Genomic DNA, 25942 nt, shown 5'->3' on the forward strand with positions numbered 1-25942 from the left:
GCAAATATTTGTGACTCTACTCGCATATATATTTTTATATATCAATCGATATACAACAAAATATACAGCGATGCGTTTCTTTAATTGCGGTCCTGAATTATATATATTGATAGAATAACGTGACGAGAATAAGAGGATGGCGCAAGAAACTACCCTCCTCTTTTGATGGATTATCCGGCCAATGCTTTAATTACGGTCTCAATGGCTTGTTTTTCTAGCTCACTGCGCTTTACACGCTGGTTGGCGAGGGTGGTTCTCAGCACACCTGCAATGACGATATGCTTTGGCTCTTGTCCCAGATCGCGCATTTCCAGTACTACTTTACCGACTACTCTGCACATTTCACGGTACAACTCGTCGTCTTTGGTCTGATTTCCCATATTTGCCCGCTCGTCATTAACTCAAACCAACAGCATATATCACTCTGGCTAATTAGACAAAATTCAATGAAAATCAAACAAATGTCATAAATCTACTGGATCCGCTGTAGTCGGTTTACCAACTCAGCAAGGCTCCGCGCCTGCATTTTTTCCATCACCCGCGCGCGATGAACTTCAACCGTACGCACCGCAATATTCATGGCGTCAGCAATTTCCCGATTCATTAACCCTTTTGCTACCAGTTGCGCCAACTCTCGTTCCTTTGGCGTGAGCATCTGATAGCAGGCCACGATCTCTTGTCGCGAGAAGGCGGCGTGAGAAATCTGCAACGCATGCTCTAACGCCGCCTGAAGCGGCTCGGCGGACACCGGCTTTTGCAAAAAATCGACCGCGCCACGTTTCATTTGTTCAACCGCCATCGGCACATCGCCATGCCCGGTGAGGAACACCACTGCCAACGTACTTTCTCGTTGGCGCATCGCTTCATGCACAGCGCGCCCATCCATTACCGGCATACGCATATCCAGCAACAGTACGCCGACCTGATACAGGTTTGCCTCAGCGAGGAATGTTTCGCCTTGATCCCAACAACATACCTCGTATCCCAGGCTTTCCAGTAAAAACGCACAGGCCTGAGTGACGGCAATGTCGTCATCCAGCAGATGAATTATTGCCACTACGGCCTCCCTCCCGGTTTTGCTTAAAATGTAATGTCACCACCACGCCCGCTTTTTCATCAGGAGCCTGATGATTTTTGATCCCAATCTCTCCATTCGCGTAACGCACCAGCCGCTGACAAATGGCTAATCCCAGCCCCATGCCCTCTTTACGGGTGGTCATAAACGGCTGAAAAGCCTGGTACAACTGTGCCTCATCAATACCGCCAGCGTTATCTTGCACCCAAATACGCACATCACCATCCTCACGCTGGGCGCTGAACCACACCGTGGTTGCCCCTGCCTGGGCCGCATTAAGCACCAGATTGGCCAGCATCTGCTCAAGCAGAACGCTCGGCAGCGTTAGCGTTAACGTCTTATTTACCTGAGCTTGTAGCGCTACCGCCGGAAATTGCTGGGGCATACGCAATAATTGCCAGACGTGATGAATAGCATCATGCACGTTGACGGCTCGCCAGTCATCGGTCATCACCGGATTACCCTGCGCCTGACTGACCCACTGGCGCAGATTGTGCAATGTGTCAGCCCCCCGCTGCGCCTGGGCATCAATGTTCTCCAGCGCAGGTAACAACGGATGCTGCTTATCCTGACCGCGTAGGCGGATCAAACAGCCCTGCGCATAATGGCGGATAGCCGACAGCGGCTGATTGAGTTCGTGGGCAAACCCGGAGGTCATCTCACCAAGCACACTCATTTGGCGAGCGGTTTCCAGCGCCTGTTCTTGTTTGCGCAGCAGAATGCTGTTCCGCTCCAGTTGCCTGCCGCGACGACGAACCAGCAGCATCACCCAGATATAATTGAGCGTCAGCAGCAACAGCACAACGGCCACAGCCCCCATAGCGAGCCGGTGCTGGATAAACCAACTTTTGACGTCCAGCCAAAGCTGGCGCTGCTGCGGATGCTGGCGGACATCACGCAGCAACGCTTCTACCTCGCGTGTTGAGGCAGGCGCTCCCCAGCGAAACGTTGCATTCTGCGGCGCATTGAACAGCACCCGTGTGACGCGATCGGCCAACTCGTCGCTCACTGCAGGCAGTGCCGCAAACGACCAGTCAGGATACAGTGGCGTACTGGTTAAACAGGGAATCGAGGTTGGATGGTTGAGTACAGCCCTAAAGTCCGTTTTATGAATGAGCCCTTCCTCATCCATGTTTTCCAGCAGACACACCGGCACAATCACCGCCTGCACGGCTTTTTCGCGTAATAGATAGAGTAAGGCATCGGCAGGAAAACCGGTAAACATCAGGCGTAAATCGCGCTCCGGGCGCAGACCAGCATCGCTAAGTGCTTTATACCCCAACAAATAGCCGCCAAAAGCCTGAGCATCAATGGCGCCAACCGTTTTACCGATCAGATCATGCGCGGAAGCGATCCCACTATCGCGCCTGACGAGAATCGCGCTGCCAATCACGTTACTGGCGGCTTTGCCTCCACGGGTAGAACGTAACGACGCCAGCCAGCGTAACGCAGAACGGCTGTTTAGCTGTACAAACTGCGCCGGATTGGTGACCACAAACTGTACCGTGCCACGATTCACTGCCTCCTGCATCTGCCGTAGGTCCAACGGTTGTATATGAAACTGCTCACCGGGAATTTGCTGATTCAACAGGGTTTCCAACGGCTGCCAGTGCTGACGTGTGGAGATCTCCCCACGCATTGCCAACACGCCAATGTTCCATGTCTGCGCCGCAACCGTGCCGCTTAGCATCCACAGCGACGCCAGCACCGTCAGGCATCTTACTACGTTGCGTCCCACTCAATTATCCCTGTCAATTATGTTGTTTTAGATCAACAACAAGCCGGGTATGTGGTTAACCACAATAGAGTACCCCCCGTCACGATTTTTACACTGTAAATCATTGGAATTCTTTATTCATCACACTCAAATCAACGGCGTGACCAATGTTTCGTTGTTGAACCGTGACGGGAGAAAATATGGACAGCAGTAAACGGCAGTTTCTCCAGCAACTGGGCGTCCTGACCGCTGGCGCTTCACTGGTTCCGCTGGCTCAGGCGCAATTCCCCTTCTCGCCTGAACGCCATGAAGGCTCACTCAAGCATCGCTACGCCATGCTGATTGACCTGCGACGCTGTATTGGCTGCCAGGCCTGTACCGTCAGTTGCGCCATTGAGAACCAGACGCCGCAGGGGGATTTCAGAACCCTCGTTAACCAGTATCAGGTGCAGTTGACAGGCCAGCAAAGCGTCACCAACGTCCTGCTGCCGCGCCTGTGCAACCATTGCGATAATCCACCTTGCGTACCCGTTTGTCCGGTGCAGGCCACCTTCCAACGCGAAGACGGCATCGTAGTCGTCGACAACACCCGCTGCGTGGGTTGCGCTTACTGCGTGCAGGCCTGTCCATATGATGCGCGGTTCATCAACCACGAAACGCAAACCGCCGATAAATGCACTTTTTGCGTACACCGCCTGGAAGCGGGCCTGCTCCCGGCCTGCGTAGAATCCTGCGTCGGCGGCGCACGTATCATTGGCGATATCAAAGATCCGCACAGCCGGATTTCTCAAATGCTGCACGAACACCATGAGGCCATCAAGGTGCTGAAACCCGAAAGCGGAACATCACCGCACGTGTTTTATCTGGGTCTGGATGAAGCGTTTGTCACCCCGTTAATGGGACGTGCTCAACCCGCTCTCTGGCAGGAGGTTTAAATGAACCATTCACTGATTATCGAAGAGGTTCTGGCCCATCCACAGCATGTAAGCTGGTTACCCTGGGCCGTACAGTATTTCTTTTTCATCGGTATTGCTGCCTGCGCCGCGCTGTTCGCCTGCGTGCTGCACTGGCGTAAACAAGAGACGGCAGAACTGGAAAACCTGACGCTGTTGATCGCCATGACCTGTGCAATAACCGCCCCGTTGGCGCTGACCGCTGATTTACACCAAACCGCCCGCGTCTGGCATTTTTATGCTTATCCGACGCCATGGTCCTGGATGCCATGGGGCGCACTGTTTTTACCGCTGTTTACCGGCTTCCTGGGCCTGTGGTTTCTGGCACAGCACGTTAAGCAGTTAACACTTAAAAGTTACAGTGTAACTAAATGGTTGGCCGTCGGTAGCGCCTTGTCTGCTATCGGACTACTGGTTTACACCGGTCGCGAAGTGTCGGTGGTGCAGGCGCGTCCCGTCTGGTTCAGCTACGCCTTTCCGGTTGCAATGTTCCTCAGCGCGCTGCAAACGTTCCTCGCCTTGCTCATCGCTGCAACAAAAAGTGAAGGATCTTTGCTGCGCAAACTGGCGTGGGGACAAATTGTCGCCTTGAGCGCGCTGGCTATCGTGGTGGCAATTTGGGTGAGCAGTAATACGCTATCCGGTTCAGCAATCCGCCAGTGGCTGGATGTCGCCTCTTCGGCACGGCACTACGCCATCGGCTGGGTTGCGCTATGGCTTATCTCGCTTGGCCTTTGCGGGCTGGTGCTGCGTTTTCCATTATCGCGGCCGCTGCACATATTACTGGCGTTTAGCGCCATGGCGTTGTGCTGGCTGATGCGCTGGACGTTACTCATCCAGGTACAGACCGTACCGAAATTTAACGCCCAGTTTAATCCTTACACCCTGCCCGGCGGTACCGATGGCTGGCTGGCCATTGTGGGCACCTTCGGCCTGTGGATAGTACTGATTATTATTGTTCGTGATGCCCTGAACGCGATCGCAAGGAGAATGCAACATGGCTAATTTAACCCGTCGTCAGTGGCTTAAAGTCGGTCTTGCTGTAGGTGGCATGGTGACGTTTGGTCTGAGTTATCGGGATGTAGCAAAGCGCGCGCTGGACGGTTTGCTGGACGGTACCTCCGGCAAAATTACCCGCGACCGCATCTTTGGTAATGCGCTCATCCCTGAAGCCAATGCCAGGCCGCAATGGCAGCAGAATCCGCAGCAGGTGATCTCAATGACGCAGTGTTTTGGTTGCTGGACACAATGCGGTGTGCGAGTCCGGGTTGATAGTGAACAAGGCAAAGTGCTGCGCATTGCCGGTAACCCCTATCATCCATTATCTCACGAGCACCATATTGACGCCTCTGTCCCCTTTGCCACGGCAATGGCGCAACTGGCGGGCGAGTCGGGTCTGGATGCGCGCTCCACCGCCTGCGCTCGTGGCGCAACATTACTTGAAGGTTTGTACAGTCCACTGCGCATTCTGCAGCCCATGAAACGCGTTGGCAAACGCGGTGAGGGAAAATGGCAGCGCATCAGCTTCGAACAATTGATCAAAGAAGTGGTGGAAGGCGGCGATCTGTTTGGTGAGGGCCATGTTGACGGCCTGCGGGCTATTCACGATCCCCATACACCGCTTGATGCCAGACATCCCAGCTTTGGGCCAAAATCCAATCAGTTGCTGGTCACCAATACCAGCGATGAAGGACGTGATACGTTTTTACGTCGCTTCGCGCTGAACAGTTTCGGCAGTAAAAACTTCGGCGCACATGGCGCTTACTGCGGCCTGGCCTATCGAGCCGGTTCTGGTGCGCTAATGGGGGATCTGGATAAAAACACCCACGTGAAACCCGATTGGGATAATGTCGAGTTCGCGCTGTTTATGGGAACCTCTCCAGCGCAATCCGGTAACCCGTTTAAGCGCCAGGCTCGCCAGCTCGCCAGCGCCCGTTTACGCGACGACTTCCGCTATGTGGTGGTAGCGCCAGCCCTGCCATTAACCACGGTACTGGCTGACGATCGCGGCCGCTGGCAGCCCGTGCGTCCGGGAAGCGACTCCGCACTGGCGATGGGTATGATCCGCTGGATAATCGAAAAACAACGCTATAACGCCGATTATCTCGCCATTCCCGGCGTGCAGGCCATGCAGCAGGCCGGAGAAAAAAGCTGGAGCAACGCCACGCATCTGGTGATTACCGATGAGATCCCAAATCTTGCCGGACAGCATTTAACCCTCGCGCATCTGAACGCAAACGCCGCCCAGGAGCCGGTGGTCGTTAACGAGGCCGGTGATATTGTCGCTGCCAGCGGTTGCCCACGCGCGCAGTTGTTTGTCACCCGCGAAGTCACGCTGGCAGACGGTCAGACAGTAACGGTAAAAAGCAGCCTCCAGTGCCTGAAAGAATCCGCCGAAAAACTAACGCTGGCGCAATACAGCCAGCAGTGCGGCGTGTCTGAAGCAGACATCGGCGCCCTGGCCGATGCGTTTACTCGTCATGGACGCAAAGCGGCGGTGATCTCCCACGGTGGTATGATGGCAGGCAATGGATTTTATAACGCCTGGTCGGTGATGATGCTCAATGCGCTGATTGGCAACCTGAGTCTTGAAGGCGGCGTGTTTGTCGGCGGCGGTAAGTTCAATGGCGCCACCGATGGACCACGCTACAACATGGACAGTTTCGCCGGGAAGATTAAACCAAAGGGATTAAGCATCGCACGCAGTAAAACCGCGTATGAGTCTTCCGAAGAGTATCGCAATAAAGTGGCCGCCGGCCAATCACCCTTCCCGGCAAAAGCCCCGTGGTATCCGTTTGTGGCCGGTCAACTTACTGAGCTTCTTGTCTCTGCACTCGAAGGCTACCCTTATCCGCTAAAAGCCTGGATCTCCAACATGACCAACCCGTTTTACGGCATCGCAGGGTTGCGCGGAGTGGCGGAGGAGAAGCTTAAAGATCCTGCGCGTTTGCCGCTATTTATCGCCATTGATGCCTTTATGAACGAAACCACGGCGCTGGCAGATTACATCGTGCCGGATACCCATAACTTTGAAAGCTGGGGATTCAGCGCCCCGTGGGCGGGTGTCGCCAGCAAAGCTACCACCGCTCGCTGGCCCGTGGTCAGAGCCGCAACCAGCAGTACCGCTGACGGTCAACCGGCTTCAATGGAATCTTTCTGTATTGCGGTAGCGAAACGCATTGGCTTGCCTGGTTTTGGTGATAATGCGATTACCGACCCGCAAGGCAATCAGTATCCGTTAAATCGAGCGGAAGATTATTATCTGCGCCTCGCCGCCAATATTGCGTTTATGGGCAAAGCACCGGTCCCGGAGGCTCAGCCGGAAGACATTGCCTTGACTGGGGTGCAACGGATCATGCCGGTGATAACGCAAACGCTGAAAGCCGATGAAGCCAGCCGGGTGGCATTTGTGTATTCACGCGGTGGGCGTTTCGCTCCAGCCAGCAGTGGCCGGGTGGAGAATCGCGTCGGCAATGCGTGGGAAAAACCGTTGCAAATCTGGAATGCGAATGTCGCCGCGCACCGCCATGCGATAACCGGAGAACGCTACAGCGGCTGCCCGGCCTGGTATCCTTCTCGCCTGTCGGATGGACGTACGGTCGAGGAGTTGTTCCCGGAACAAGAATGGCCACTGAAATTGATCTCCTTTAAATCCAATACCATGTCCAGCGCCACGGCGGTGATCCCGCGCCTGCATCATCTGAAGCCGGTTAATCTGGTCGCGCTCAACCCGCAGGATGGTAAGCGGTACGGTTTAGCACATGGCGATACGGTACGTATCACCACGCCTGGCGGTCAGGTTCAGGCGCAAATAAGCCTGCTGCATGGCGTGATGCCGGGAGTTATCGCCATTGAACATGGCTATGGACATAAAGAAATGGGCGCGGCGCAGCATACGCTCGACGGCGAGCCGATGCCATTTGACGCGCAGATAAGGTCGGGAATTAATCTTAACGATCTTGGCTTTGCGGATCCTACCCGGCAGGTAACCAATACCTGGCTTGACTGGGTGTCGGGTGCGGCGGTACGCCAGGGGCTGCCGGCAAGAATTGAGCGAGTGTAACTTTCGCGTCGGGTGGCAACGCTAACGCGTTTTATCCGGCCTACAGGACGTTGTAGGCCGGATAAGGCAAGAAGCGGATCAGTTATTTACCGGGATCACCGCGCCTTTGTATTTCGTGCGGATCCAGTCCTGAATCTCTTTTGAATGCAGTACGTCTACCAGCGCCACAATATCCTTTTTCTTCTCATCGCCACGATGTACGGTAATGATGTTGGCATACGGGTTGTTTTCACCGCTTTCGACGGCAATCGGATCTTTCACCGGATCCAGCCCCGCATCGATAGCATAGTTCGCGTTAATCACCACCGCATCGCCTTCGTCGTTATTGTACATCTGCGGTAACAGCGCCGCTTCCACGTTAGGCAGGAACTTCAGTTTTTTCGGGTTTTCCACGATGTCGCTAATGCGCGCGGTAACTTTATCCACCCCCGGCTTCAGCTTGATCACACCCTCTTTTTCGAAAATCGACAGAATACGGCCTTCCTCAGATACCGCATCGCGCATGATCACCTTACCACCTTCCGGCAGATCTTTAAGTGATTTCACCTTCTTCGAATAGATACCAATCGGCTCAATGTGGATCGCTCCGGCGCTGACGAAGTCGTAGGTTTTATCGCCTGCATGATCTTTAATCACGCTGTTCAGATACGGAATATGCTGGAAGTAGTTAGCGTCAATCTCACGGCCAGCCAGCGCGGTATTCGGCAGGATGTAATCCTGGAACGGTTTAATTTCCAGGTCGATCCCCTGCTTTGCCAGAATCGGTTTGGCCTGCTCAAGGATCTCCGCATGCGGTACGTTTGATGCGCCAACGGTTAGCGTATCAGCCCAGGAGGCGAAACTAAGGGCGCTTAAGGTTGCTGCGGCGAGTAATGTCAGTGATTTTTTCATGATAATGGTATCCGTATTTTATTAGCGTTTATCTAACAGAGAGGTGATCACATCGCCGCAAAGCTGGATGATGAAGACGATGAGCAGAATCGTCACCGTCGCCACCAGCGTGACGTCGCTGTGGTTGCGCTGGAATCCTTCCAGATAGGCCAAATTCCCTAAACCCCCGGCACCAATGACTCCCGCCATCGCGCTGTAACTAACCAGCGCAATCAGCGTCACGGTGATCCCGGACACCAGAGCGGGAGAAGATTCCGGCAGTAAAACCCGAAAAATAAGCGTACTCAGACGCGCGCCCATCGAACGTGTCGCTTCAATAACGCCTTTATCGACTTCACGCAGGGCAATTTCGACCAGACGCGCATAAAACGGCGCGGCCCCCACGATCAGCGCAGGCAATGCAGCATTGGCGCCGAGAATGGTGCCAACCATCGCTTTGGTAAACGGGATCAGTAGCACGATCAAAATGATGAACGGGATCGAACGGAAGATATTCACCACCAGCGAAATCGCGCTATACACGGCGCGGTTTTGGAACAATGCACCGCGTGCGGTCAGAAACAGCGCCAGGCCAAGGGCGACGCCAAGAACAAAGGTCGCCACGCCAGAAAGCGCTGTCATATAGAGCGTTTCCTGCGTTGCTGCGAATAATTGATCCCATTTCAGATGGGGGAACAGTTCTTCAGCCATGTTGAATCACCTCACCTTCAATGTCGCTATGGCGCAGGTCGGCCAGAATATTGCTCAGTTGCTCTCCGGTAGCCACAACGTGCACCCATAGCTGACCAAACACGCCGTGTGCGGTTTGCGTCATCTTGCCGTGCAAAATGTTAAACGGCAGGCCGTAGCGCAGGGTCAATTCTCCGACCACAGGACGGTGGGTGCGTTGCCCGGTAAACGTTAGCTTGATCACCACGCCGCCCAGTTCGCTTGCCAGTTGTGGGTTGAACTCGTCTTCTTCGGCGTATTGGCTCACCTGACGAACGAATTGTCGGGTAATCGGCTGCTGCGGATGGGTAAAGACGCTGAGCACGTCACCTTCTTCAACGACTTTGCCGTTCTCCATCACCGCCACACGGTCGCAGATTTTGCGAACCACGTGCATTTCATGGGTGATCAACACAATGGTTAATTTGAAGCGACGATTAATATCGAGCAGTAAATCAAGGATCTGATCGGTGGTTTGCGGATCCAGCGCGGAGGTGGCTTCGTCGCACAGCAGTACGTCAGGGTTGTTCGCCAGTGCGCGGGCAATGCCCACCCGCTGTTTTTGTCCGCCGCTGAGCTGGGACGGATAAGCATTCTCGCGACCACTCAACCCAACCAGCGTAATCAGTTCGGCAACCCGCGCTTTGATGGACGCCTTTGGCGCCCCCGCGATTTGCATAGAGAAAGCAATATTTTCGCTAACCGTGCGCGACCACAGTAAGTTGAAATGCTGGAACACCATACTGATTTTCAGTCGCGCCTGGCGCAGAGATTCTCCGCGGGCGGCAGAGATATCGTGGCCGTTAATCGTCACACTGCCCGAGGTCGGCTTTTCCAGACCATTAAGCAAGCGAATTAAGGTGCTCTTACCCGCCCCACTGTAACCAATAATTCCGTAAATCTGCCCCTGCTCAACCGTCAGATTGACGTTATCGACAGCGGTAATAGCAAGCCTGCCTGGCGTAAACACTTTTGAAATATTTTTCAGGACAATCATGTCGTTTGGGTATCCGCTGCTGTTTTAGTTATCCTGCTAGCGCCTTTAGCTGTTTAGCAGTATGGATGTCCAAACGAGTGTAATGAGTGAAATTGGCTTTTAGAATGAATTAAAACGTATTTGATATAATTTTTAGGAATATGTTCTCAACATTGAAAACACCCGTATAAATCTGCTTATTTGGGACGGCAAACGCAGTTTGTTGCGCAACAAATTACTTCTGTGCTCAACGCCTTTATCCATACCGATGAACAAATTAATGAATATTTTTTGTCAAACTGCACAGAAGTGTTTTGAAACAGCGTTTCCATTTTCCTTTTAGATAAAATTCAGCGTATAATGCGCGCCAATTGTCTCTTGAATGGTTTCAGCACATTGACCTGTAAAACTCAACGACTACAAAACTCACCTTCCCGTTGGGCTGAAACGCAAGCACATATTCCTCTGCACGCTCTTTCGATGTCACCTATCCTTAGAGCGAGACATCACCACTTTCGTAACTCAGGTTTAGCTTCCCGTCCGTGCGCGATGGGAGCCAGATTTCCCAATCCTTCTCAACTTAAAGACTAAGACTGTCATGAAAAAGACGAAAATTGTTTGCACCATCGGTCCGAAAACCGAATCCGAAGAGATGTTAACCAAAATGCTGGACGCGGGCATGAACGTCATGCGTCTGAACTTCTCTCATGGCGATTACGCAGAACACGGTCAGCGCATCAAGAATTTGCGCAACGTGATGAGCAAAACCGGCAAAAAAGCTGCCATTCTGCTCGACACCAAAGGTCCGGAAATTCGTACCATTAAACTGGAAGGCGGCAACGACGTTTCTCTGAAAGCAGGCCAGACCTTCACCTTCACCACCGACAAATCCGTTGTCGGCAACAGCGAAATCGTTGCTGTGACTTATGAAGGCTTCACGAAAGACTTGTCCGTTGGCAACACTGTACTGGTTGACGACGGCCTGATCGGCATGGAAGTTACCGCTATCGAAGGTAACAAAGTTATCTGTAAGGTGCTGAACAACGGCGACCTGGGCGAAAACAAAGGCGTTAACCTGCCGGGCGTTTCTATCGCGCTGCCAGCACTGGCTGAAAAAGACAAACAGGACCTGATTTTCGGTTGCGAACAGGGCGTTGACTTCGTTGCGGCATCCTTTATCCGTAAACGTTCTGACGTGGTTGAAATCCGCGAGCACCTGAAGGCGCACGGCGGCGAAAACATCCAGATCATCTCCAAAATCGAAAACCAGGAAGGCCTGAACAACTTCGACGAAATCCTCGAAGCCTCTGACGGCATCATGGTTGCTCGTGGCGACATGGGCGTTGAGATCCCGGTTGAAGAAGTTATCTTCGCGCAGAAGATGATCATCGAGAAATGTATCCGCGCACGTAAAGTCGTTATCACTGCGACCCAGATGCTGGACTCCATGATCAAAAATCCGCGCCCTACCCGCGCTGAAGCTGGCGACGTAGCTAACGCCATCCTCGACGGCACTGATGCAGTCATGCTGTCTGGCGAATCCGCAAAAGGTAAATACCCGCTGGAAGCGGTCACCATCATGGCGACCATCTGCGAACGTACCGACCGTGTAATGACCAGCCGTCTGGATTTCAACAACGACAGCCGTAAACTGCGCATCACCGAAGCCGTTTGCCGTGGCGCGGTTGAAACTGCAGAAAAACTGGATGCTCCGCTGATCGTGGTTGCAACCCAGGGCGGTAAATCTGCTCGTGCAGTGCGTAAATACTTCCCGGATGCCACCATCCTGGCGCTGACCACCAACGAAACTACCGCGCGTCAACTGGTGCTGAGCAAAGGCGTTGTGGCTCAGGTTGTCAAAGAAATCAGCTCTACCGATGATTTCTACCGTCTGGGCAAAGAAGTTGCTCTGGAGAGCGGTCTGGCGCAGAAAGGTGACGTTGTGGTTATGGTTTCTGGCGCGCTGGTTCCAAGCGGCACGACCAACACTGCATCCGTTCACGTACTGTAATAATTCCACCGCGAATTAATTTGCTTAAAAAAGCGCCCTCGTGGCGCTTTTTTTATTTTATCGATAGCCACAATTAATAAAAAATCAAATCGGATTTCACTATCCAATCCGTGATTATCTAAGATGAATCCGATGGAAGCTTTCTGTTTTCACTCGGTTTTTTAGCCGTTTTTGCACAATTCGATGCTTCTTTGAGCGAACGATCAAAAATAAGTGCATTCCCATCAAAAAAATATTCTCAACATAAAAAAGTTTGTGTAATACTTGTAACGCTACATGGAGATTAACTCAATCTAGAGGGTATTAATAATGAATCGTACTAAACTGGTACTGGGCGCGGTAATCCTGGGTTCTACTCTGCTGGCAGGTTGCTCCAGCAACGCTAAAATCGATCAGCTGTCTTCTGACGTTCAGACTCTGAACGCTAAAGTTGACCAGCTGAGCAACGACGTGAACGCAATGCGTTCCGACGTTCAGGCTGCTAAAGATGACGCAGCTCGCGCTAACCAGCGTCTGGACAACGCAGCTACTAAATACCGCAAGTAATAGTAACTGTGTAATAAAAATGGCGCACATTGTGCGCCATTTTTTTTGCTCTGAATTTCTCGTTCCCTGTTATTGCGTAGCGCGTACCTCTGCATTCTCTCCCGGCACACCATTCTGCGCAGACTTCACGTCACTCCCGCTGGTAACAACCGATGCTTGCCCGGCTGTCACAGTGACCGGATAACCCGCGCGACGATACAACGCGCGTTCCACCAGGCTGTTATCCACCGCTTTGTCATCTTTAAACTGGGTAAAACCAGCTGGTAGCACATACGGCATAGTCTGGACGTTTTGTTCCTCTTCGGGCGACAACGGCCGATGCACCTCGACATAGCGCATGCCGTTCGGCTCAATCGAATATTTTATCGGCTCATTAATCACCCTGACCGGCGTTCCTGTTCGAACCTGAGCAAACAATGCCTTGATGTCCGGCGCGTTCATGCGAATACATCCCGAGCTCACTCGCAGGCCGACGCTGTCCGGCGCGCTGGTGCCATGGATCAGGTATTCACCGTTTCCATGCGCCAGACGCAATGCAAAGCGTCCTAACGGGTTATTTGGCCCGGCTGGCACAACCGGAGGCAATGTGATGCCGCGCTCCAGAGAGCGTTTACGGATGCCTGCTGTAGGGGTCCAGGTTGGATTCGGTATTTTTTGCCCTACCCGGGTTTCCATTACCGGAGTTTCCAGTCCCTGTAAACCAATACCGATCGGGAATACCTGAACGATATTCTCTCCCGGCGGGTAGTAATACAGACGTAGTTCCGCCAGATTCACAATAATACCTTCGCGTGGCGCATCGGGCAGCAGTAGCTGCGAGGGAATAGTAATCAGGGTTCCGGGTTTGGGAACAGGGGCAATAGTATTATTCGCTTCGAGGATCAGCATTGCGGCGGTATCAAACTTACGGGCAATCGCCTGTAGGTTTTTATCGCCTTCCTGCACGGTGTAAGTTTGATTTTGCCCAACAAGACGGCTGTTCGCCTGGGGCAACGGATAATCAACCGCCCATGCGGCCTGAATAGCGCTGTAAGCGCCGATTAGCATTAAGGTAATAACAGACGCGCGTTTCATACTCACTCACCCCCCTGGCGTTCCTGCCGGACGGCGGCGAGCGCCAGATCCGGCTTACGAGTCACAGCGTTGCCTTACACGACATTTTCAAGTCGGTCTGAACGTTGACGTGTTTTATCAGTTTAGCTAAGAGTTGCGGCTTTGGCGCGGATAGCCCGAATCATTGCCTCCAGCCCCTGTGAACGAGATGGTGTGAGATGCTGTGCGAGCGCCATTTTTTCAAACCACGGACGCACATCAAAATTCACAATATCCTGGGCCGTCATACGGTCATACAGAATGAAGACCACGGCGATAAGCCCTTTCACAATTGCCGCATCGCTGTCGCCCTGTAGTTCAATAATCCCTTCAGCATTCTGACGCATTACGATCCATACCTGACTTTGACATCCCTGAATGCTATTTTCGGGGCAGTGTTCATCGGCGTTTAATTCCGGCAAACGCTGACCCAGTTCAATGATGTACAGGTATTTCTCTTCCCAATTAGCGCAACGCAGAAAATTACGCAACAACTTTTCTTTATCCGGTAGCGCAGCCATAACGCCTCCCTGTTATCCCAGTAAGTGATGAATACGCTTGAGACCTGTCACCAGGCGATCCACTTCTTCATGGGTGTTGTACATGGCAATCGACGCCCGACACATGGCGGGAACGTTATAGTAGGCCATCAGTGGCATAGCGCAGTGATGCCCCGTCCGCACGGCGATCCCATAGTTATCGAGAAAACTCCCGACGTCATAGGCGTGATGTTTGCCGAGGTTAAAGGCAATCACCCCCAGGCGGTTATCCGGTCCGTAAAGCGTCAAATCCGGCACATCCGCCAGCTGTTCCAACGCATAGCGCATCATGAACTGTTCATATTCGCTGATTTCAGTAAGCCCCAGCGCTGAAACATACTCAATAGCGGCACCAAGCCCGATAATTCCCCCGGTGTTAGGTGTTCCGGCTTCAAAACGCCACGGCGCTTTGGCCCACGTGGTTCCCTGGCTCAGGCTCACGGTCGCAATCATCGAACCGCCGCCTTCCCATGGCGGCATTTCCTGCAGCAGCGACTCTCTGGCATACAGAACGCCAATACCGGTTGGCCCGTAGAGCTTGTGTCCGGAGAAAACATAAAAGTCGCAATCCAGCGCCTGGACATCCACTTGATGATGCATAACCGCCTGTGCGCCGTCCACCAGCACTTTCGCGCCGTATTGATGCGCCAGCGCAATCATCTCACCCAGCGGGTTTTCGGTACCCAGTACGTTTGAAACGTGGGTAATTGCCAGCAGTTGCGTACGCTCATCGAACAGCGCAGGCAACACTTCCAGTTGCAACGTGCCATCGGCATTGAGCGGAATGACCCGCAGTTCTGCGCCCACGCGGGCGCACAGCATTTGCCAGGGAACAATATTGGCATGGTGCTCCATTTCGCTGATGATGATGTTATCGCCAGCCCTGACATTACTGTTGCCCCAACTGTTCGCCACCAGGTTAATGCCTTCCGTGGTACCGCGAACGAACACCAGCTCTTCAGCCGAGCGGGCGTTAATAAACAGCGACGCGAGCTTGCGCACATTCTCCATTTTTTCCGTGGCCTGCGCGCTTAGCGTATGAATACCACGGTGAACCGCCGCATAGCCGTGACGATAAAACTCGGCTTCGGCATCAATCACCTGATTAGGCTTTTGCGCGCTGGCGGCGCTGTCCAGATAAGCCAGCGGTAAACCGTTCACTTCACGCGTCAGGACCGGAAAATCAGCCCGCACTTTTTCAATGGGAAATGTCATGCTACGCCTCCCGGCAAGCGGTGAGCGATCCGCGCCAGTACCAGTTGTTTCAGCGTTTCGTCGCGCAGGGCTTCCGTTAGCTCAGCGGCAAACGCATAGAGAATCATCTGTTGAGCATCCTGCTGACCGATCCCGCGCGAACGCAGGTAGAACATTTGTTCGTCGTCAATCCGCCCTACCGTCGCCCCGTGACTGCATTTCACGTCATCGGCGTAAATTTCAAGCTGTGGTTTGGTGTCCACTTCCGCCAGTTTTCCGAGCAGTAAATTATTGTTGGTCATCTGACCGTCGGTTTTAATAGCGTGTTGAGCGACGTTGATCAGGCCATTGAACACCGCCCGCCCCTTATCGCTGACAATCGTTTTATGCAGTTGGCGGCTGTTGCAATAACCTTTGTTGTGCGCAAGCCAGGTTCGGGTATCGCAGACTTCATTTTTCACCGGCATCGCCAGGCTGTTAAGGCGCAGCGTGGTATTTTCGCCATTAAGCTGGGTACTGGTGTTATGGCGTAACACTGCATCACCCAGCAAGAAACTTTGGCTGACCGCCGAGGCATCTGCACTTAACTGAATATCATTATGGGCAAAGTGGTGGCTGAGTGGATTCTCAAACGCCAGTTTAATGTGGTGCAAATGCGCATTCGCCGCGACGTTCATCGTTAAGCGCGCACCGGTAAAATGACGAAGCTCGCTGAGACTGACATAATGCTCAATAACGGTGGCTTCTGCGCCTTCCGCCAGCTCCAGATGGTGGCGATAGTGCGCCGTATTTACCTCATCGCCCGTCAGTCCCTGGGTAATGTGCAGCAACAGCAGCGGTTTCGCTGGTCGCTGGTTACGCTTGACCAAAATGTGCGTTACGCTGCGGGACAGGCTTTCGGTCAGGTGCAGGAATACTTCCGGCTGGATAGCCGCAGGCAACATCTGACGCTCATCATCAACGGTAATATCAAAGCCGCTACCTTCCACGCTGTCGCTGAGTGTTGGACAAAATTGCCCGTCGACAAACACCAACCGTACCGCATCAATCGCCGGGGCTAACGCGTCACACTGGGCTGGCGTTATTGCGGAGATATTGCTAACGAACCGGCTGTTGGTTAATCCCTCCAGCGGCGTGTATTTCCAGTCCTCATGCTTACGCGTTGGCAGCCCCAGACGCAGCATCTGGTGCAGATGCTGTTGCGCATAGTGCGAACGGGTCTCCCCTTGGGTCTCAAACAGATGGTGCCACTGTTGCAGCACGTTACTGCTGTTCGCTAAGCCAGCCATATCCTTGCTCCTCCAGTTGTTTGACCAGCGTGAAATCGCCGGACTTTACAATTCGCCCCTGGTAGAGAACGTGAACATAATCGGGTTTGATATAGTCCAGGATGCGCTGATAGTGAGTGACGATAATGAATGAACGTTTCCCGTCGCGCAGCGAGTTCACGCCATCGGCGACGATTTTCAGCGCATCAATATCCAGCCCGGAATCTGATTCATCAAGAATGCACAGCTGAGGCTCCAGCACCGCCATTTGCAGAATGTCATTCCGCTTTTTCTCGCCGCCGGAGAACCCGACGTTTACCGAGCGCGTCAGTAAGTCTTCCGGCATTTTCAGCAGCGCTATTTTTTCTTCCATCAGATCCTGGAAGTCGAACCTGTCCAGCGACTCCTCACCACGGTAACTGCGCACCGCATTCAGCGCCGTTTGCAGGAAAAACTGATTACTGACGCCGGGAATTTCTACCGGATACTGAAATGCCATAAAGATCCCTTCACCGGCCCGATCCTCTGGCGACAGTTCCAGTAAATCCTTACCATTAAATTCAACCGTCCCGCCAGTGACTTCGTAGTCTTCACGTCCGGCGAGCGTGGCAGACAGCGTACTTTTCCCGGAACCGTTCGGCCCCATAATGGCGTGGACTTCCCCTGGGCGAATCTCAAGGCTCAACCCACGCAGGATCGCCTTATCTTCAACACTGACCTGTAAATCTTTGATGCTTAACATGTGCTTTCCTTAAATTTTAACCGACGCTGTGTTCAAGGCTGATGGCGAGAAGTTTTTGCGCTTCCACGGCAAATTCCAGCGGCAGTTCAGAGAACACGTCTTTACAGAAGCCGTTGACGATCATCGAAATGGCATCCTCTTCGCTGATGCCGCGTTGCAGACAGTAAAACAGCTGGTCTTCACCAATGCGCGATGTCGTGGCTTCGTGCTCAAGCTGGGCGCTGTTGTTTCGACACTCGACATACGGGAAGGTATGCGCCCCGCAGTCCGCCCCGATCAACATGGAGTCGCATTGGGTATAGTTACGCGCGTTGGTGGCGGTCGGCATAATTTTTACCAGGCCGCGATAGCTGTTCTGACTCTGACCGGCGGAGATCCCTTTCGAGATGATGGTCGATTTGGTGTTCTTACCAATGTGGATCATCTTGGTGCCGGTATCGGCCTGCTGGTGTCCGCTGGTCAGCGCGACGGAGTAGAATTCGCCGATGGAGTTATCGCCGCGCAGGATGCAGCTTGGGTATTTCCAGGTAATGGCCGAGCCGGTTTCCGACTGCGTCCACGACATTTTGCTGTTTTCGCCTTCGCACAGCGCACGCTTGGTGACGAAGTTCAAAATGCCACCGGTATTACCATCACCGGGGAACCAGTTTTGCACCGTCGAGTATTTCACTTCAGCATCTTTGTGGATGATGACTTCCACTACCGCCGCATGCAGCTGGTAGCTGTCGCGTACCGGAGCCGAACAACCTTCGATATAACTGACGTAGCTGCCCTCATCCGCAATCAGAATAGTGCGTTCAAACTGCCCGGTCTTTTCGGCATTAATCCGGAAGTAGGTCGAGAGTTCCATGGGACAACGCACGCCTTTCGGCACATAAATAAAGGTGCCATCGGACGCCACTGCCGCATTTAGCGCGGCAAAGAAATTATCATTACCCGGAACGACGGTTCCCAGATACTGTTTTACCAGCTCGGGATGGTCATGAATCGCCTCACCGAACGAACAGAAAATAATGCCCTGCTCTGCCAGCTTGTCGCGATAGGTTGTCGCCACCGACACCGAGTCGAAAATAGCATCAACCGCCACCTCTTTTCCTTCACGAACCGGCACCCCTAGCTGTGCAAAGGCGTCTTCTACCTCTTTGCTTAAAAAGGCATTCGCCCCTGTTTGCTGAACAGCCCCCGGTTCAGAAGCACAGGTTTCATCACAATTGCCACAGGACGGCGCAGAGTAATAGCTGTAATCCTGATAATTCAGCTTGTCGTAGTGCGCTTTGAGCCAGTGCGGCTCTTCCATGGTGAGCCAAGCGTTAAAGGCATTCAGGCGAAACTCCAGCATCCAGTCGGGTTCATTACGTTTTGCCGAAATCGCGCGCACAACGTCTTCATTGATCCCTTTTGCCAGCTCATCGGTTTGCAGTTGGGTGAAGAAGCCCTCTTTATAATTGAGGTGCCCGCCAGCCCAGGTGTTGACATCATCAGTTGCTTCAGTATTACGAGACATAGTACCGCCTATACCCCAAAACTTTCGCCACAGCCGCATTCGTTCTGGGCTTTCGGGTTATGAAATTTAAATAACTGATTTAATCCTTCGCGAACGAAATCGACTTCCGTCCCGTCGATAAACGGCATCGCCTGTAACGGCACATAAAGTCTGGCGCCTTCCGTTTCAAACAGCAGATCGTCTTTTTCCGGCTCACGGACGGTGTCCAGCACGTAGCCGAATCCCGCGCATCCGGTTTGTTTCACACCTAAACGCACGCCCAACATGTCGGGTTGTTTTGCCACCAGTTCACGGATGTGTGCCGCAGCTGCTGGTGTTAACGTCAAACCACGCCATGCGAAATCGTCTGGGTTAAATGTTCCTGAATGCAATTCCATAGGGTTACCTCGAGTCATTAGCTTTCAAGCTATAACACCATGTTAGTGATAATGATTATCACTTCAACCCCTCAACAGCAGGGGCATTCGGGTTAATCGCCCTTTTTGGCTACTTTTAATAAGCATAGACCCTGCAGCGCGGGTTATCAGAGATGGATTATTTTGTTCAATGCTTTGATTAATAATGGATTATGAAAATCCAATCGTTCAGGCAGGTCAAACATCAAAAGATGTATAGATAATGTCTATTTAAGGAATAGGTCTGAGTTTTTACAGAGATGAAAACGGTTCAAAAAGCATGCAAATAACAAAAAACCCTTAAGTCTGCTTGCTGGCAGGCTTAAGGGTTCCGGCCCCATCCGGCGCTTATCTCCGGCACTCGCAATGGCTTAGCTCTTGAAGGGGCATAAGAATAATCTCACTCCCGGATAAGTTTTGTTTAACACAAATTGCGGTTTGATTATTTTTTGAGCGCAGTCAAGGACATAATTAGCGCGTAGTTTCACTAATTGCATCTAACAACAGGCGTAACCCAGCTGGCTGATGCTCACGAGAAAGATACAACCCGTATATTGGCAGGCGTTTAGGCTGCAGCTCTGGCAGTAACCGAACTAACTTTCCCTGCGCCAACCCTTCTCGCGCTTCCGGCTCCGGTACCAGCGCAATGCCCATACCCGCCAGCGCCGACTCACAGAGCAGCGAAGAGATCCCGGCGCTCAAATTCCCTTTAATTGCAACAGAAACCGTCTGCCCTTGTGCATCAAGAAAGTGCCAGGATTTTCCGGCAAAGCCGCTGTAATAGAGGCAGTTATGCTGCGTAAGATCGTCGAGAGTATCAGGAGTGCCATGTTGGTGCAGATAATCGACAGACGCACACAGCACGGATTCACAGTCCCCCAATCGACGGGCGATGGTCCCTGGCTCGGGGTTATCCGTAATGCGGATCGCCACATCGATGCGTTCCCCAACAAGACTTACCGGCTGATTATTGATCTCAACTTCAATACGCAGCTGCGGATACCGCGCCATAAACGTTGGCAGAACCGGAGCAAGAATATGCATCGCGGTATAATGCGCGCACGCGACACGTAGCGTACCGGAAGGTATCTGCGCAGCACTGGCGGCAGCAATATCCAGTGACAGTTGCGCCAAAGAACGCGTTTTCACTAACGCCTCTTCTCCCGCTGGCGTGATCGTCAGGCGACGCGACGACCGGTGGATAAGCCTTGCCCCCGCCCATTTTTCCATTTCGTCGAGGTAACGACTAACCATCGGTCTGGAAAGCCCCAGCGCACGCGCGGCGGCGCTTAAGCTACCCAAATCACAGATATGGTTAAATACCGTTGCCGCCATCACCCTGTCCATAGCACCCCATCCGATCGTTTTAAGAAACTCAGCATACCCTGATACAGGAATTCTAACAGATGCAAATTTCCTTAAAATACGTGAACTATCAAAAGACAATTTCCTGCATAAGGTTACCTGGTATGAAAGTTAAAACTCTGGCCCTGCTGTTACCTCTGTTCTCCTCTTCTGTCTTCGCCGCTCCGTTACAACTGGACGTCTATAACCCGCAGGATAAGGCTATTTTCCCGGTCTCCTCGACGCTGGTTTCGGGACCGAAAGAGGCGATTTTGTTTGACGCGCAGTTCAGCACCAAAGATGGCGAACAACTGGTACAGATGATTCACGCCAGCGGTAAAACGCTTAAAGCCATCGTAATCACCTCCGGCGACCCGGATTTCTACTTTGGTCTGCAGCCCATCGTCAGCGCCTTCCCGCAGGTAAAAGTGCTGGCAACACCGCATGTGGTAGAGCACATCCGCGCCACGAAAGAGGCCAAACTGCAGTTCTGGGGGCCGCAAATGAAGGACGGCGCGCCAACCTCACTCACCGTGCCGCAAGCCACCACACAAACGCATTTCACTGTTGATGGCGAAACGCTGGAACTACGCCATCCCAACGATTATGCGGCGTATGTCTGGATCCCAGCGAACCGCGCAATCATTGGTGGTACCGGCGTGGCTTCGGGTATTCATGTGTGGACGGCGGATACGCAGTCTGCTGAACAGCGTTCCGCGTGGCGCAATGTGTTAAGCGAGATGCAGAACTTACAGCCTGCTCAGGTGGTCCCGGGGCATTACATTGGCGAACGCCCGACAGACGATAAAGCGATTCGCTTCACCCGGGACTATTTGCAGTCATTTGAGCAGGCGTTAAGCGCGAATAAAGGATCAGCTTACGTGATTAAAACCATGACGGCGGCATGGCCAGGTCTGGCGGATGCCAGCTCTCTGGAGCTAAGTGCGAAGGTTAATACCGGTGAGATGAAGTGGTAAACAAGATTTAACGCTAAAAATAACCCCGAACGCGTGTCGGGGTTTCATTACGATAAGCATACCGGAATCAATGAACGCCCATGCGCCAGGCAAAATAGATCTCTTCTTTCAGTTCAGTTGAAGAGAGCGTCAATAAATCCGCAAACTCCAGCTCAAGTTGTTTCAATCTTTTCAGGTACTGAGCTGGTGAAAGATCGGTTTTATCACGACGTAAAAACTCTATTGCCAGTTGGGCCGGGTCTAATTGGGTAGACATATCATCCTCGCTTGTGTTCAAAACCTGCACAGTATAACACCATTCGCTGTGCAGATAATGACCAAAAGCAATATGCATCACAAAATTGCGGTCGTCAGACGCGATGTGCAGCACAACCGCCCTTGCTCATCGAAGATTTCGATTTGCCATACCTGATGGCGAGAGCCGGTATGGATCGCGCTACACACGCCTCTGACACGCCCTTCCCGCGCAGATCGAACATGGTTGGCATTAACCTCAAGACCCACCACTTTTTGCTCCCCCTGAGTGCACAGGTAGCCAGCCACCGAACCGATGCTTTCCGCCAACACCACCGACGCACCGCCATGTAGTAAACCAAAAGGTTGTTTGGTGCGATGGTCCACCGGCATAGTGGCTTCCAGGGTATCGTCGCCAATATGTTCAAAGCGAATGTCGAGCAACCCCACCATATTTCCTTCACCCATGGCATTTAGCGCCTCAAGAGTGACTTCACGTTTCCAGATCATCCTATAATCTCCAGCAGTGCCTGTAATGGATGGCGAACGCCCGTGCCTTCAACGCGTTTAACCTGGCTACGACAGGAATATCCGGTAGCCAGACACCGATTTCGCGGCAGTCGTTGCAACGCCTGGTGCCATGATAGCTCATAGATCCCCAGCGAGTTCTGGTGATTTTTAACTTCGTGCCCATAAGTGCCAGCCATGCCGCAGCATCCTACACTGACGTTCTCCAGCCTGGCGCCAAAACGGGCAAAAATAGCCGCCCACTGCGCAGGCGCGCCCGGCAGGGCCGTCACTTCGGTACAATGTCCAAAGAAATACCACGCCTCACCGGCAACAGCGACTGGCTGCTGTGACGCCACAACGGTTGATAACCATTCGTTGACCAGCAATACATGGAAATCCCCCCGCTGTTCTCCGAGCGCCAACTTGTATTCATCGCGATAACAGAGCACCAGCGCCGGATCAACGCCCACCATCGGAATGTTCAGTTTCGCCACCCGGTTGAGAAACTCGGATGTCTTTTTCGCTGTTTTGGCAAAACGGTTTAAAAAGCCTTTAATGTGCTGCGCTTTGCCGTTTGGCGAGAACGGCAGCAGTACCGGCTGTAAGCCCAGTTTTTCTACCAGACGGATAAAATCAGCCACCACCTGCGCATCGTAATAGCTGGTGAACGGATCCTGTACCACCAGCACCGTGCGGGCTTTTTGCTCAGGGCTGAGTAATTCGAGCTGCTCCAGCGTCATGTTGGCAGAACGATGACCAACCAACTGACGTTGCAGCGACGGCGCAGACAACAACGGTAAATCCACCATACCGATGTGCTTTTTAGCCAGATTACGCACCAGCGGCTGATTGATGAAAAAGTTAAACGTTTTGGGGGCTCGCGCCATGAGCGGCGCATAGCTCTCGACGGTCGCCACCATATGATCGCGCAACGGTCGCAGATAACGCGTGTGATACAGTTGCAGGAAGCGCGAGCGGAACTCCGGTACATCAATTTTAATGGGGCACTGCGTAGAACAGGCTTTACACGCCAGACAGCCAGACATCGCCTCTTTAACTTCATGCGAGAAATCGTATTCGCCTTTGCGGGCATGCCAACTATTGCGGGTGCGGGCAATCAGCGTGCGTAAACTGGCGCGTTTTTCCGGTAGCTCTTTTTCCAGCTGAACTGGGTCAATTCCGCGATCGGCCAACAAACGCAGCCATTCACGTACCAGCGTGGCACGGCCTTTCGGCGAGTGGATACGGTTGAGGCTGATTTTCATCGACGGGCACATGGGGCTTTTCGCATCAAAGTTAAAGCATAACCCGTTGCCGTTACACTCCATTGCCCCGCGCCACTCTTGCCGCACCGCCAGTGGGATCTGTCGGTCGTAAGTCCCGCGCTTGACGGCATCCACTTTCATCATCGGCGCGTCAACGTCTTCCGGTGGACAGATTTTCCCCGGGTTCAGTCGGTTTTGCGGATCAAATACCGACTTCACTTTGCGCAATTCGCGATACAGTTCCTCTCCGAAGAACGCCGGACTGTATTCTGCACGAAAACCTTTCCCGTGCTCGCCCCACAGCAGACCGCCATATTTTGCCGTCAGCGCGACAACATCGTCAGAAATGCGTTTCATCAGCACTTCCTGCTGCGGGTCGCACATATCCAGCGCCGGCCTGACGTGCAGCACCCCGGCATCCACGTGACCAAACATGCCATAACTCAGACCGTGGCTGTCGAGCAGCGCACGGAACTCGGCAATATAGTCCGCCAGATGCTCCGGCGGAACGCAGGTATCTTCGGCGAACGGAATCGGCTTCGCGGCACCTTTCGCATTCCCCAGCAAACCAACGGCTTTTTTACGCATGGCGTAAATACGCTCCACGCCCGCGAGTTCGGTACACAGTTGCCAACCAATGACACCGGCTTCCTGACGGGCAATTAACCCATCCAGACGTTCACACAGCGCACTAACCTGAGCATCGATCAATGCTTCATCGTCACCCGCAAATTCGACGATATTCAGGCCCAACATTTCTTTATCCGGCACATCGGTAATCAATTCACTTACCGAATGCCAGACGATATCTTCCCGCGCCAGATTAAGCACTTTGGAGTCAACGGTTTCAACCGACAGTGCGCGCGCCTCCACCATGACCGGGGCGTTACGCAATGCTGAATCAAACGAATCATACTTGACGTTGACCAACTGCCTGACTTTGGGCAACGGCGTGATATCCAGGCGGGCTTCGGTAATAAACGCCAGCGTACCTTCAGAGCCGGTAAGAATGCGGGTTAAATCAAACTCGGTCATCTCGTCGTTGAAGACGTGCCGGAGATCGTAACCGGTTAAGAAGCGATTAAGTTTGGGGAATTTGTCAAGAATAAGCTGCCGGTTATCGCGACACCGCTCATACACCGTCTTATAGATGCGACCAATAGTGGTATTGCTGTTGCCCAGCGTTTGGGCGAGTTCGACCGGCATTGGCTGAGTATCAAGAATATCGCCGCCCATCAGCACCGCGCGGATACCCAGCACGTGATCGGAGGTTTTACCGTAAACCAATGAACCTTGTCCGGATGCGTCGGTATTGATCATCCCGCCCAGCGTTGCCCGGTTGCTGGTGGATAATTCCGGGGCAAAGAAATAGCCGTAAGGCTTCAGAAACTGGTTGAGCTGATCTTTGATTACCCCGGCTTCGACCCGCACCCAACCTTCCTGCGGGTTGATTTCAATAATGCGACTCATATAGCGGGACATATCAACAATAATGCCCTGATTCAGCGCCTGACCGTTCGTGCCGGTTCCGCCGCCGCGCGGGGTAAAAATTAACGACGAAAAAAGAGGTTCAGCCGCCAGACGGGCGATCAGCGCCACATCTGCCGTTGAACGCGGGAAAACCACAGCATCAGGAAGCAGCTGATAGATACTGTTATCCGTCGACATTGTCAGCCGATCGGCATAGCTCGTTGCCGTATCGCCCGTGAATCCTTGCTGCTCCAGCGCCTGCAAAAAATTGAGCACCAGTTGAACGACACCTGGCGCCTGAGAAATTTGTGGAATCATTATAGTGACCCTTTCCTGCGGTCTGTGTTGTGAATTTAATCGTTTGCGTGTTGCTTTGCTTGTTGTATCACATTTTTTTCTAATACGCTCAGCAGATTTACAGGCAGAATCCGCCTGTTCAAAACCGCTGAAATTGCTCATCATTACAGG

At 52.9% G+C, this 25942-nt stretch carries 24 protein-coding genes; 7 read left to right on the forward strand and 17 right to left on the reverse strand.

Going from position 1 to position 25942, the window contains the following annotated elements:
• Window positions 1-170: 170 nt before the first annotated feature.
• The 3 genes from fumD to ttrS form a co-directional block, all read right to left on the reverse strand.
• Entirely contained in the window at window positions 171-380 is a 210-nt protein-coding gene (gene fumD / locus FDW96_RS09275; protein WP_003029345.1) for a fumarate hydratase FumD, read from the reverse strand.
• A 92-nt stretch (window positions 381-472) separates the two neighbouring features.
• Window positions 473-1057 (reverse strand): tetrathionate respiration response regulator TtrR, encoded by a 585-nt coding sequence (gene ttrR, locus FDW96_RS09280; RefSeq protein ID WP_137365577.1) that lies wholly within the window; start codon window positions 1055-1057, stop codon window positions 473-475.
• Window positions 1032-2765 (reverse strand): tetrathionate respiration histidine kinase TtrS, encoded by a 1734-nt coding sequence (gene ttrS, locus FDW96_RS09285; RefSeq protein ID WP_137365686.1) that lies wholly within the window; start codon window positions 2763-2765, stop codon window positions 1032-1034. Before ttrS ends, ttrR begins: the two co-directional genes overlap by 26 nt.
• A 227-nt stretch (window positions 2766-2992) precedes the next feature.
• Between ttrS and ttrB the strand changes: the two genes are divergently transcribed.
• Genes ttrB through ttrA form a run of 3 tightly spaced genes read left to right on the forward strand, consistent with a single transcriptional unit; the run spans window position 2993 to window position 7808 of the window.
• Window positions 2993-3727 (forward strand): tetrathionate reductase subunit TtrB, encoded by a 735-nt coding sequence (gene ttrB, locus FDW96_RS09290; RefSeq protein WP_042308740.1) that lies wholly within the window; start codon window positions 2993-2995, stop codon window positions 3725-3727.
• Complete coding sequence (gene ttrC, locus FDW96_RS09295; RefSeq protein WP_137365578.1) at window positions 3728-4750, forward strand: tetrathionate reductase subunit TtrC; 1023 nt, start codon at window positions 3728-3730, stop codon at window positions 4748-4750.
• Window positions 4743-7808 carry a tetrathionate reductase subunit TtrA gene (gene ttrA / locus FDW96_RS09300; protein WP_137365579.1) on the forward strand — a complete coding sequence of 1022 codons (3066 nt, stop codon included), beginning with the start codon at window positions 4743-4745 and terminating at the stop codon, window positions 7806-7808. The genes ttrC and ttrA overlap by 8 nt, the downstream gene beginning before the upstream one ends.
• A gap of 78 nt (window positions 7809-7886) precedes the next feature.
• On the opposite strand, the gene FDW96_RS09305 is transcribed toward ttrA, so the two are convergent.
• The 3 genes from FDW96_RS09305 to FDW96_RS09315 are packed head-to-tail and all read right to left on the reverse strand — an operon-like array spanning window position 7887 to window position 10404.
• Window positions 7887-8699: a MetQ/NlpA family ABC transporter substrate-binding protein gene (locus FDW96_RS09305; protein ID WP_003029358.1), complete on the reverse strand. Its 813-nt coding sequence runs from the start codon at window positions 8697-8699 to the stop codon at window positions 7887-7889.
• A 21-nt stretch (window positions 8700-8720) separates the two neighbouring features.
• Entirely contained in the window at window positions 8721-9389 is a 669-nt protein-coding gene (locus FDW96_RS09310) for a methionine ABC transporter permease (protein ID WP_042308747.1), read from the reverse strand.
• Window positions 9382-10404 (reverse strand): methionine ABC transporter ATP-binding protein, encoded by a 1023-nt coding sequence (locus tag FDW96_RS09315; RefSeq protein WP_042308749.1) that lies wholly within the window; start codon window positions 10402-10404, stop codon window positions 9382-9384. Before FDW96_RS09315 ends, FDW96_RS09310 begins: the two co-directional genes overlap by 8 nt.
• Window positions 10405-10779: 375 nt before the next feature.
• Here FDW96_RS09315 and FDW96_RS25415 point away from each other — a divergent pair, with 375 nt between their 5' ends.
• The 3 genes from FDW96_RS25415 (at window position 10780) to lpp (ending at window position 12940) form a co-directional block, all read left to right on the forward strand.
• A complete protein-coding gene (locus tag FDW96_RS25415; RefSeq protein WP_249357174.1) occupies window positions 10780-10974 on the forward strand; it encodes a hypothetical protein in 195 nt (64 codons plus the stop codon).
• Between the two features lie 7 nt (window positions 10975-10981).
• Window positions 10982-12394, forward strand: a complete 1413-nt coding sequence (gene pykF, locus FDW96_RS09320; RefSeq protein WP_006684766.1) for a pyruvate kinase PykF — start codon at window positions 10982-10984, stop codon at window positions 12392-12394.
• 309 nt (window positions 12395-12703) lie between these two features.
• Entirely contained in the window at window positions 12704-12940 is a 237-nt protein-coding gene (lpp, locus tag FDW96_RS09325) for a murein lipoprotein Lpp (RefSeq protein WP_003029373.1), read from the forward strand.
• Window positions 12941-13009: 69 nt separating this feature from the next.
• Here the strand turns inward: lpp and FDW96_RS09330 are convergent, their stop codons facing one another.
• The 8 genes from FDW96_RS09330 to FDW96_RS09365 all read right to left on the reverse strand — a co-directional run bounded on the left by FDW96_RS09330 (window position 13010) and on the right by FDW96_RS09365 (window position 21021).
• Window positions 13010-14014, reverse strand: a complete 1005-nt coding sequence (locus FDW96_RS09330) for a L,D-transpeptidase family protein (RefSeq protein ID WP_137349891.1) — start codon at window positions 14012-14014, stop codon at window positions 13010-13012.
• Between the two features lie 122 nt (window positions 14015-14136).
• On the reverse strand, window positions 14137-14553 hold the full coding sequence (gene sufE / locus FDW96_RS09335; protein ID WP_042308753.1) for a cysteine desulfuration protein SufE: 417 nt from the start codon (window positions 14551-14553) through the stop codon (window positions 14137-14139).
• Between the two features lie 12 nt (window positions 14554-14565).
• A complete protein-coding gene (gene sufS, locus FDW96_RS09340; RefSeq protein ID WP_079224402.1) occupies window positions 14566-15786 on the reverse strand; it encodes a cysteine desulfurase SufS in 1221 nt (406 codons plus the stop codon).
• Entirely contained in the window at window positions 15783-17054 is a 1272-nt protein-coding gene (gene sufD, locus FDW96_RS09345) for a Fe-S cluster assembly protein SufD (RefSeq protein ID WP_079224404.1), read from the reverse strand. Before sufD ends, sufS begins: the two co-directional genes overlap by 4 nt.
• Entirely contained in the window at window positions 17029-17775 is a 747-nt protein-coding gene (sufC, locus tag FDW96_RS09350; protein ID WP_038640264.1) for a Fe-S cluster assembly ATPase SufC, read from the reverse strand. Before sufC ends, sufD begins: the two co-directional genes overlap by 26 nt.
• 16 nt (window positions 17776-17791) lie before the next feature.
• Complete coding sequence (gene sufB, locus FDW96_RS09355) at window positions 17792-19279, reverse strand: Fe-S cluster assembly protein SufB (protein WP_038640262.1); 1488 nt, start codon at window positions 19277-19279, stop codon at window positions 17792-17794.
• An 8-nt stretch (window positions 19280-19287) separates the two neighbouring features.
• Window positions 19288-19656: a Fe-S cluster assembly scaffold SufA gene (gene sufA / locus FDW96_RS09360; protein WP_042308760.1), complete on the reverse strand. Its 369-nt coding sequence runs from the start codon at window positions 19654-19656 to the stop codon at window positions 19288-19290.
• A gap of 489 nt (window positions 19657-20145) precedes the next feature.
• Window positions 20146-21021, reverse strand: a complete 876-nt coding sequence (locus FDW96_RS09365) for a LysR family transcriptional regulator (protein ID WP_061381441.1) — start codon at window positions 21019-21021, stop codon at window positions 20146-20148.
• Between the two features lie 122 nt (window positions 21022-21143).
• Here FDW96_RS09365 and FDW96_RS09370 point away from each other — a divergent pair, with 122 nt between their 5' ends.
• Window positions 21144-21995 carry a Vmh family MBL fold metallo-hydrolase gene (locus tag FDW96_RS09370; protein ID WP_042308764.1) on the forward strand — a complete coding sequence of 284 codons (852 nt, stop codon included), beginning with the start codon at window positions 21144-21146 and terminating at the stop codon, window positions 21993-21995.
• A 67-nt stretch (window positions 21996-22062) separates the two neighbouring features.
• Here FDW96_RS09370 and FDW96_RS09375 read toward each other — a convergent pair whose 3' ends face one another.
• The 3 genes from FDW96_RS09375 to FDW96_RS09385 form a co-directional block, all read right to left on the reverse strand.
• Entirely contained in the window at window positions 22063-22251 is a 189-nt protein-coding gene (locus FDW96_RS09375) for a YdiH family protein (protein ID WP_029139522.1), read from the reverse strand.
• 77 nt (window positions 22252-22328) lie between these two features.
• The gene (menI, locus tag FDW96_RS09380) at window positions 22329-22739 is read right to left on the reverse strand and encodes a 1,4-dihydroxy-2-naphthoyl-CoA hydrolase (RefSeq protein WP_042308766.1); all 411 of its coding nucleotides are present in this window, start codon (window positions 22737-22739) and stop codon (window positions 22329-22331) included.
• Window positions 22736-25792: an FAD-binding and (Fe-S)-binding domain-containing protein gene (locus FDW96_RS09385; RefSeq protein ID WP_137349837.1), complete on the reverse strand. Its 3057-nt coding sequence runs from the start codon at window positions 25790-25792 to the stop codon at window positions 22736-22738. Before FDW96_RS09385 ends, menI begins: the two co-directional genes overlap by 4 nt.
• Between the last annotated feature and the right edge of the window lie 150 nt (window positions 25793-25942).

The sequence above is a fragment of the Citrobacter sp. TBCS-15 genome, assembly GCF_005280815.1.
GTDB classification, from domain to species: domain Bacteria; phylum Pseudomonadota; class Gammaproteobacteria; order Enterobacterales; family Enterobacteriaceae; genus Citrobacter; species Citrobacter werkmanii.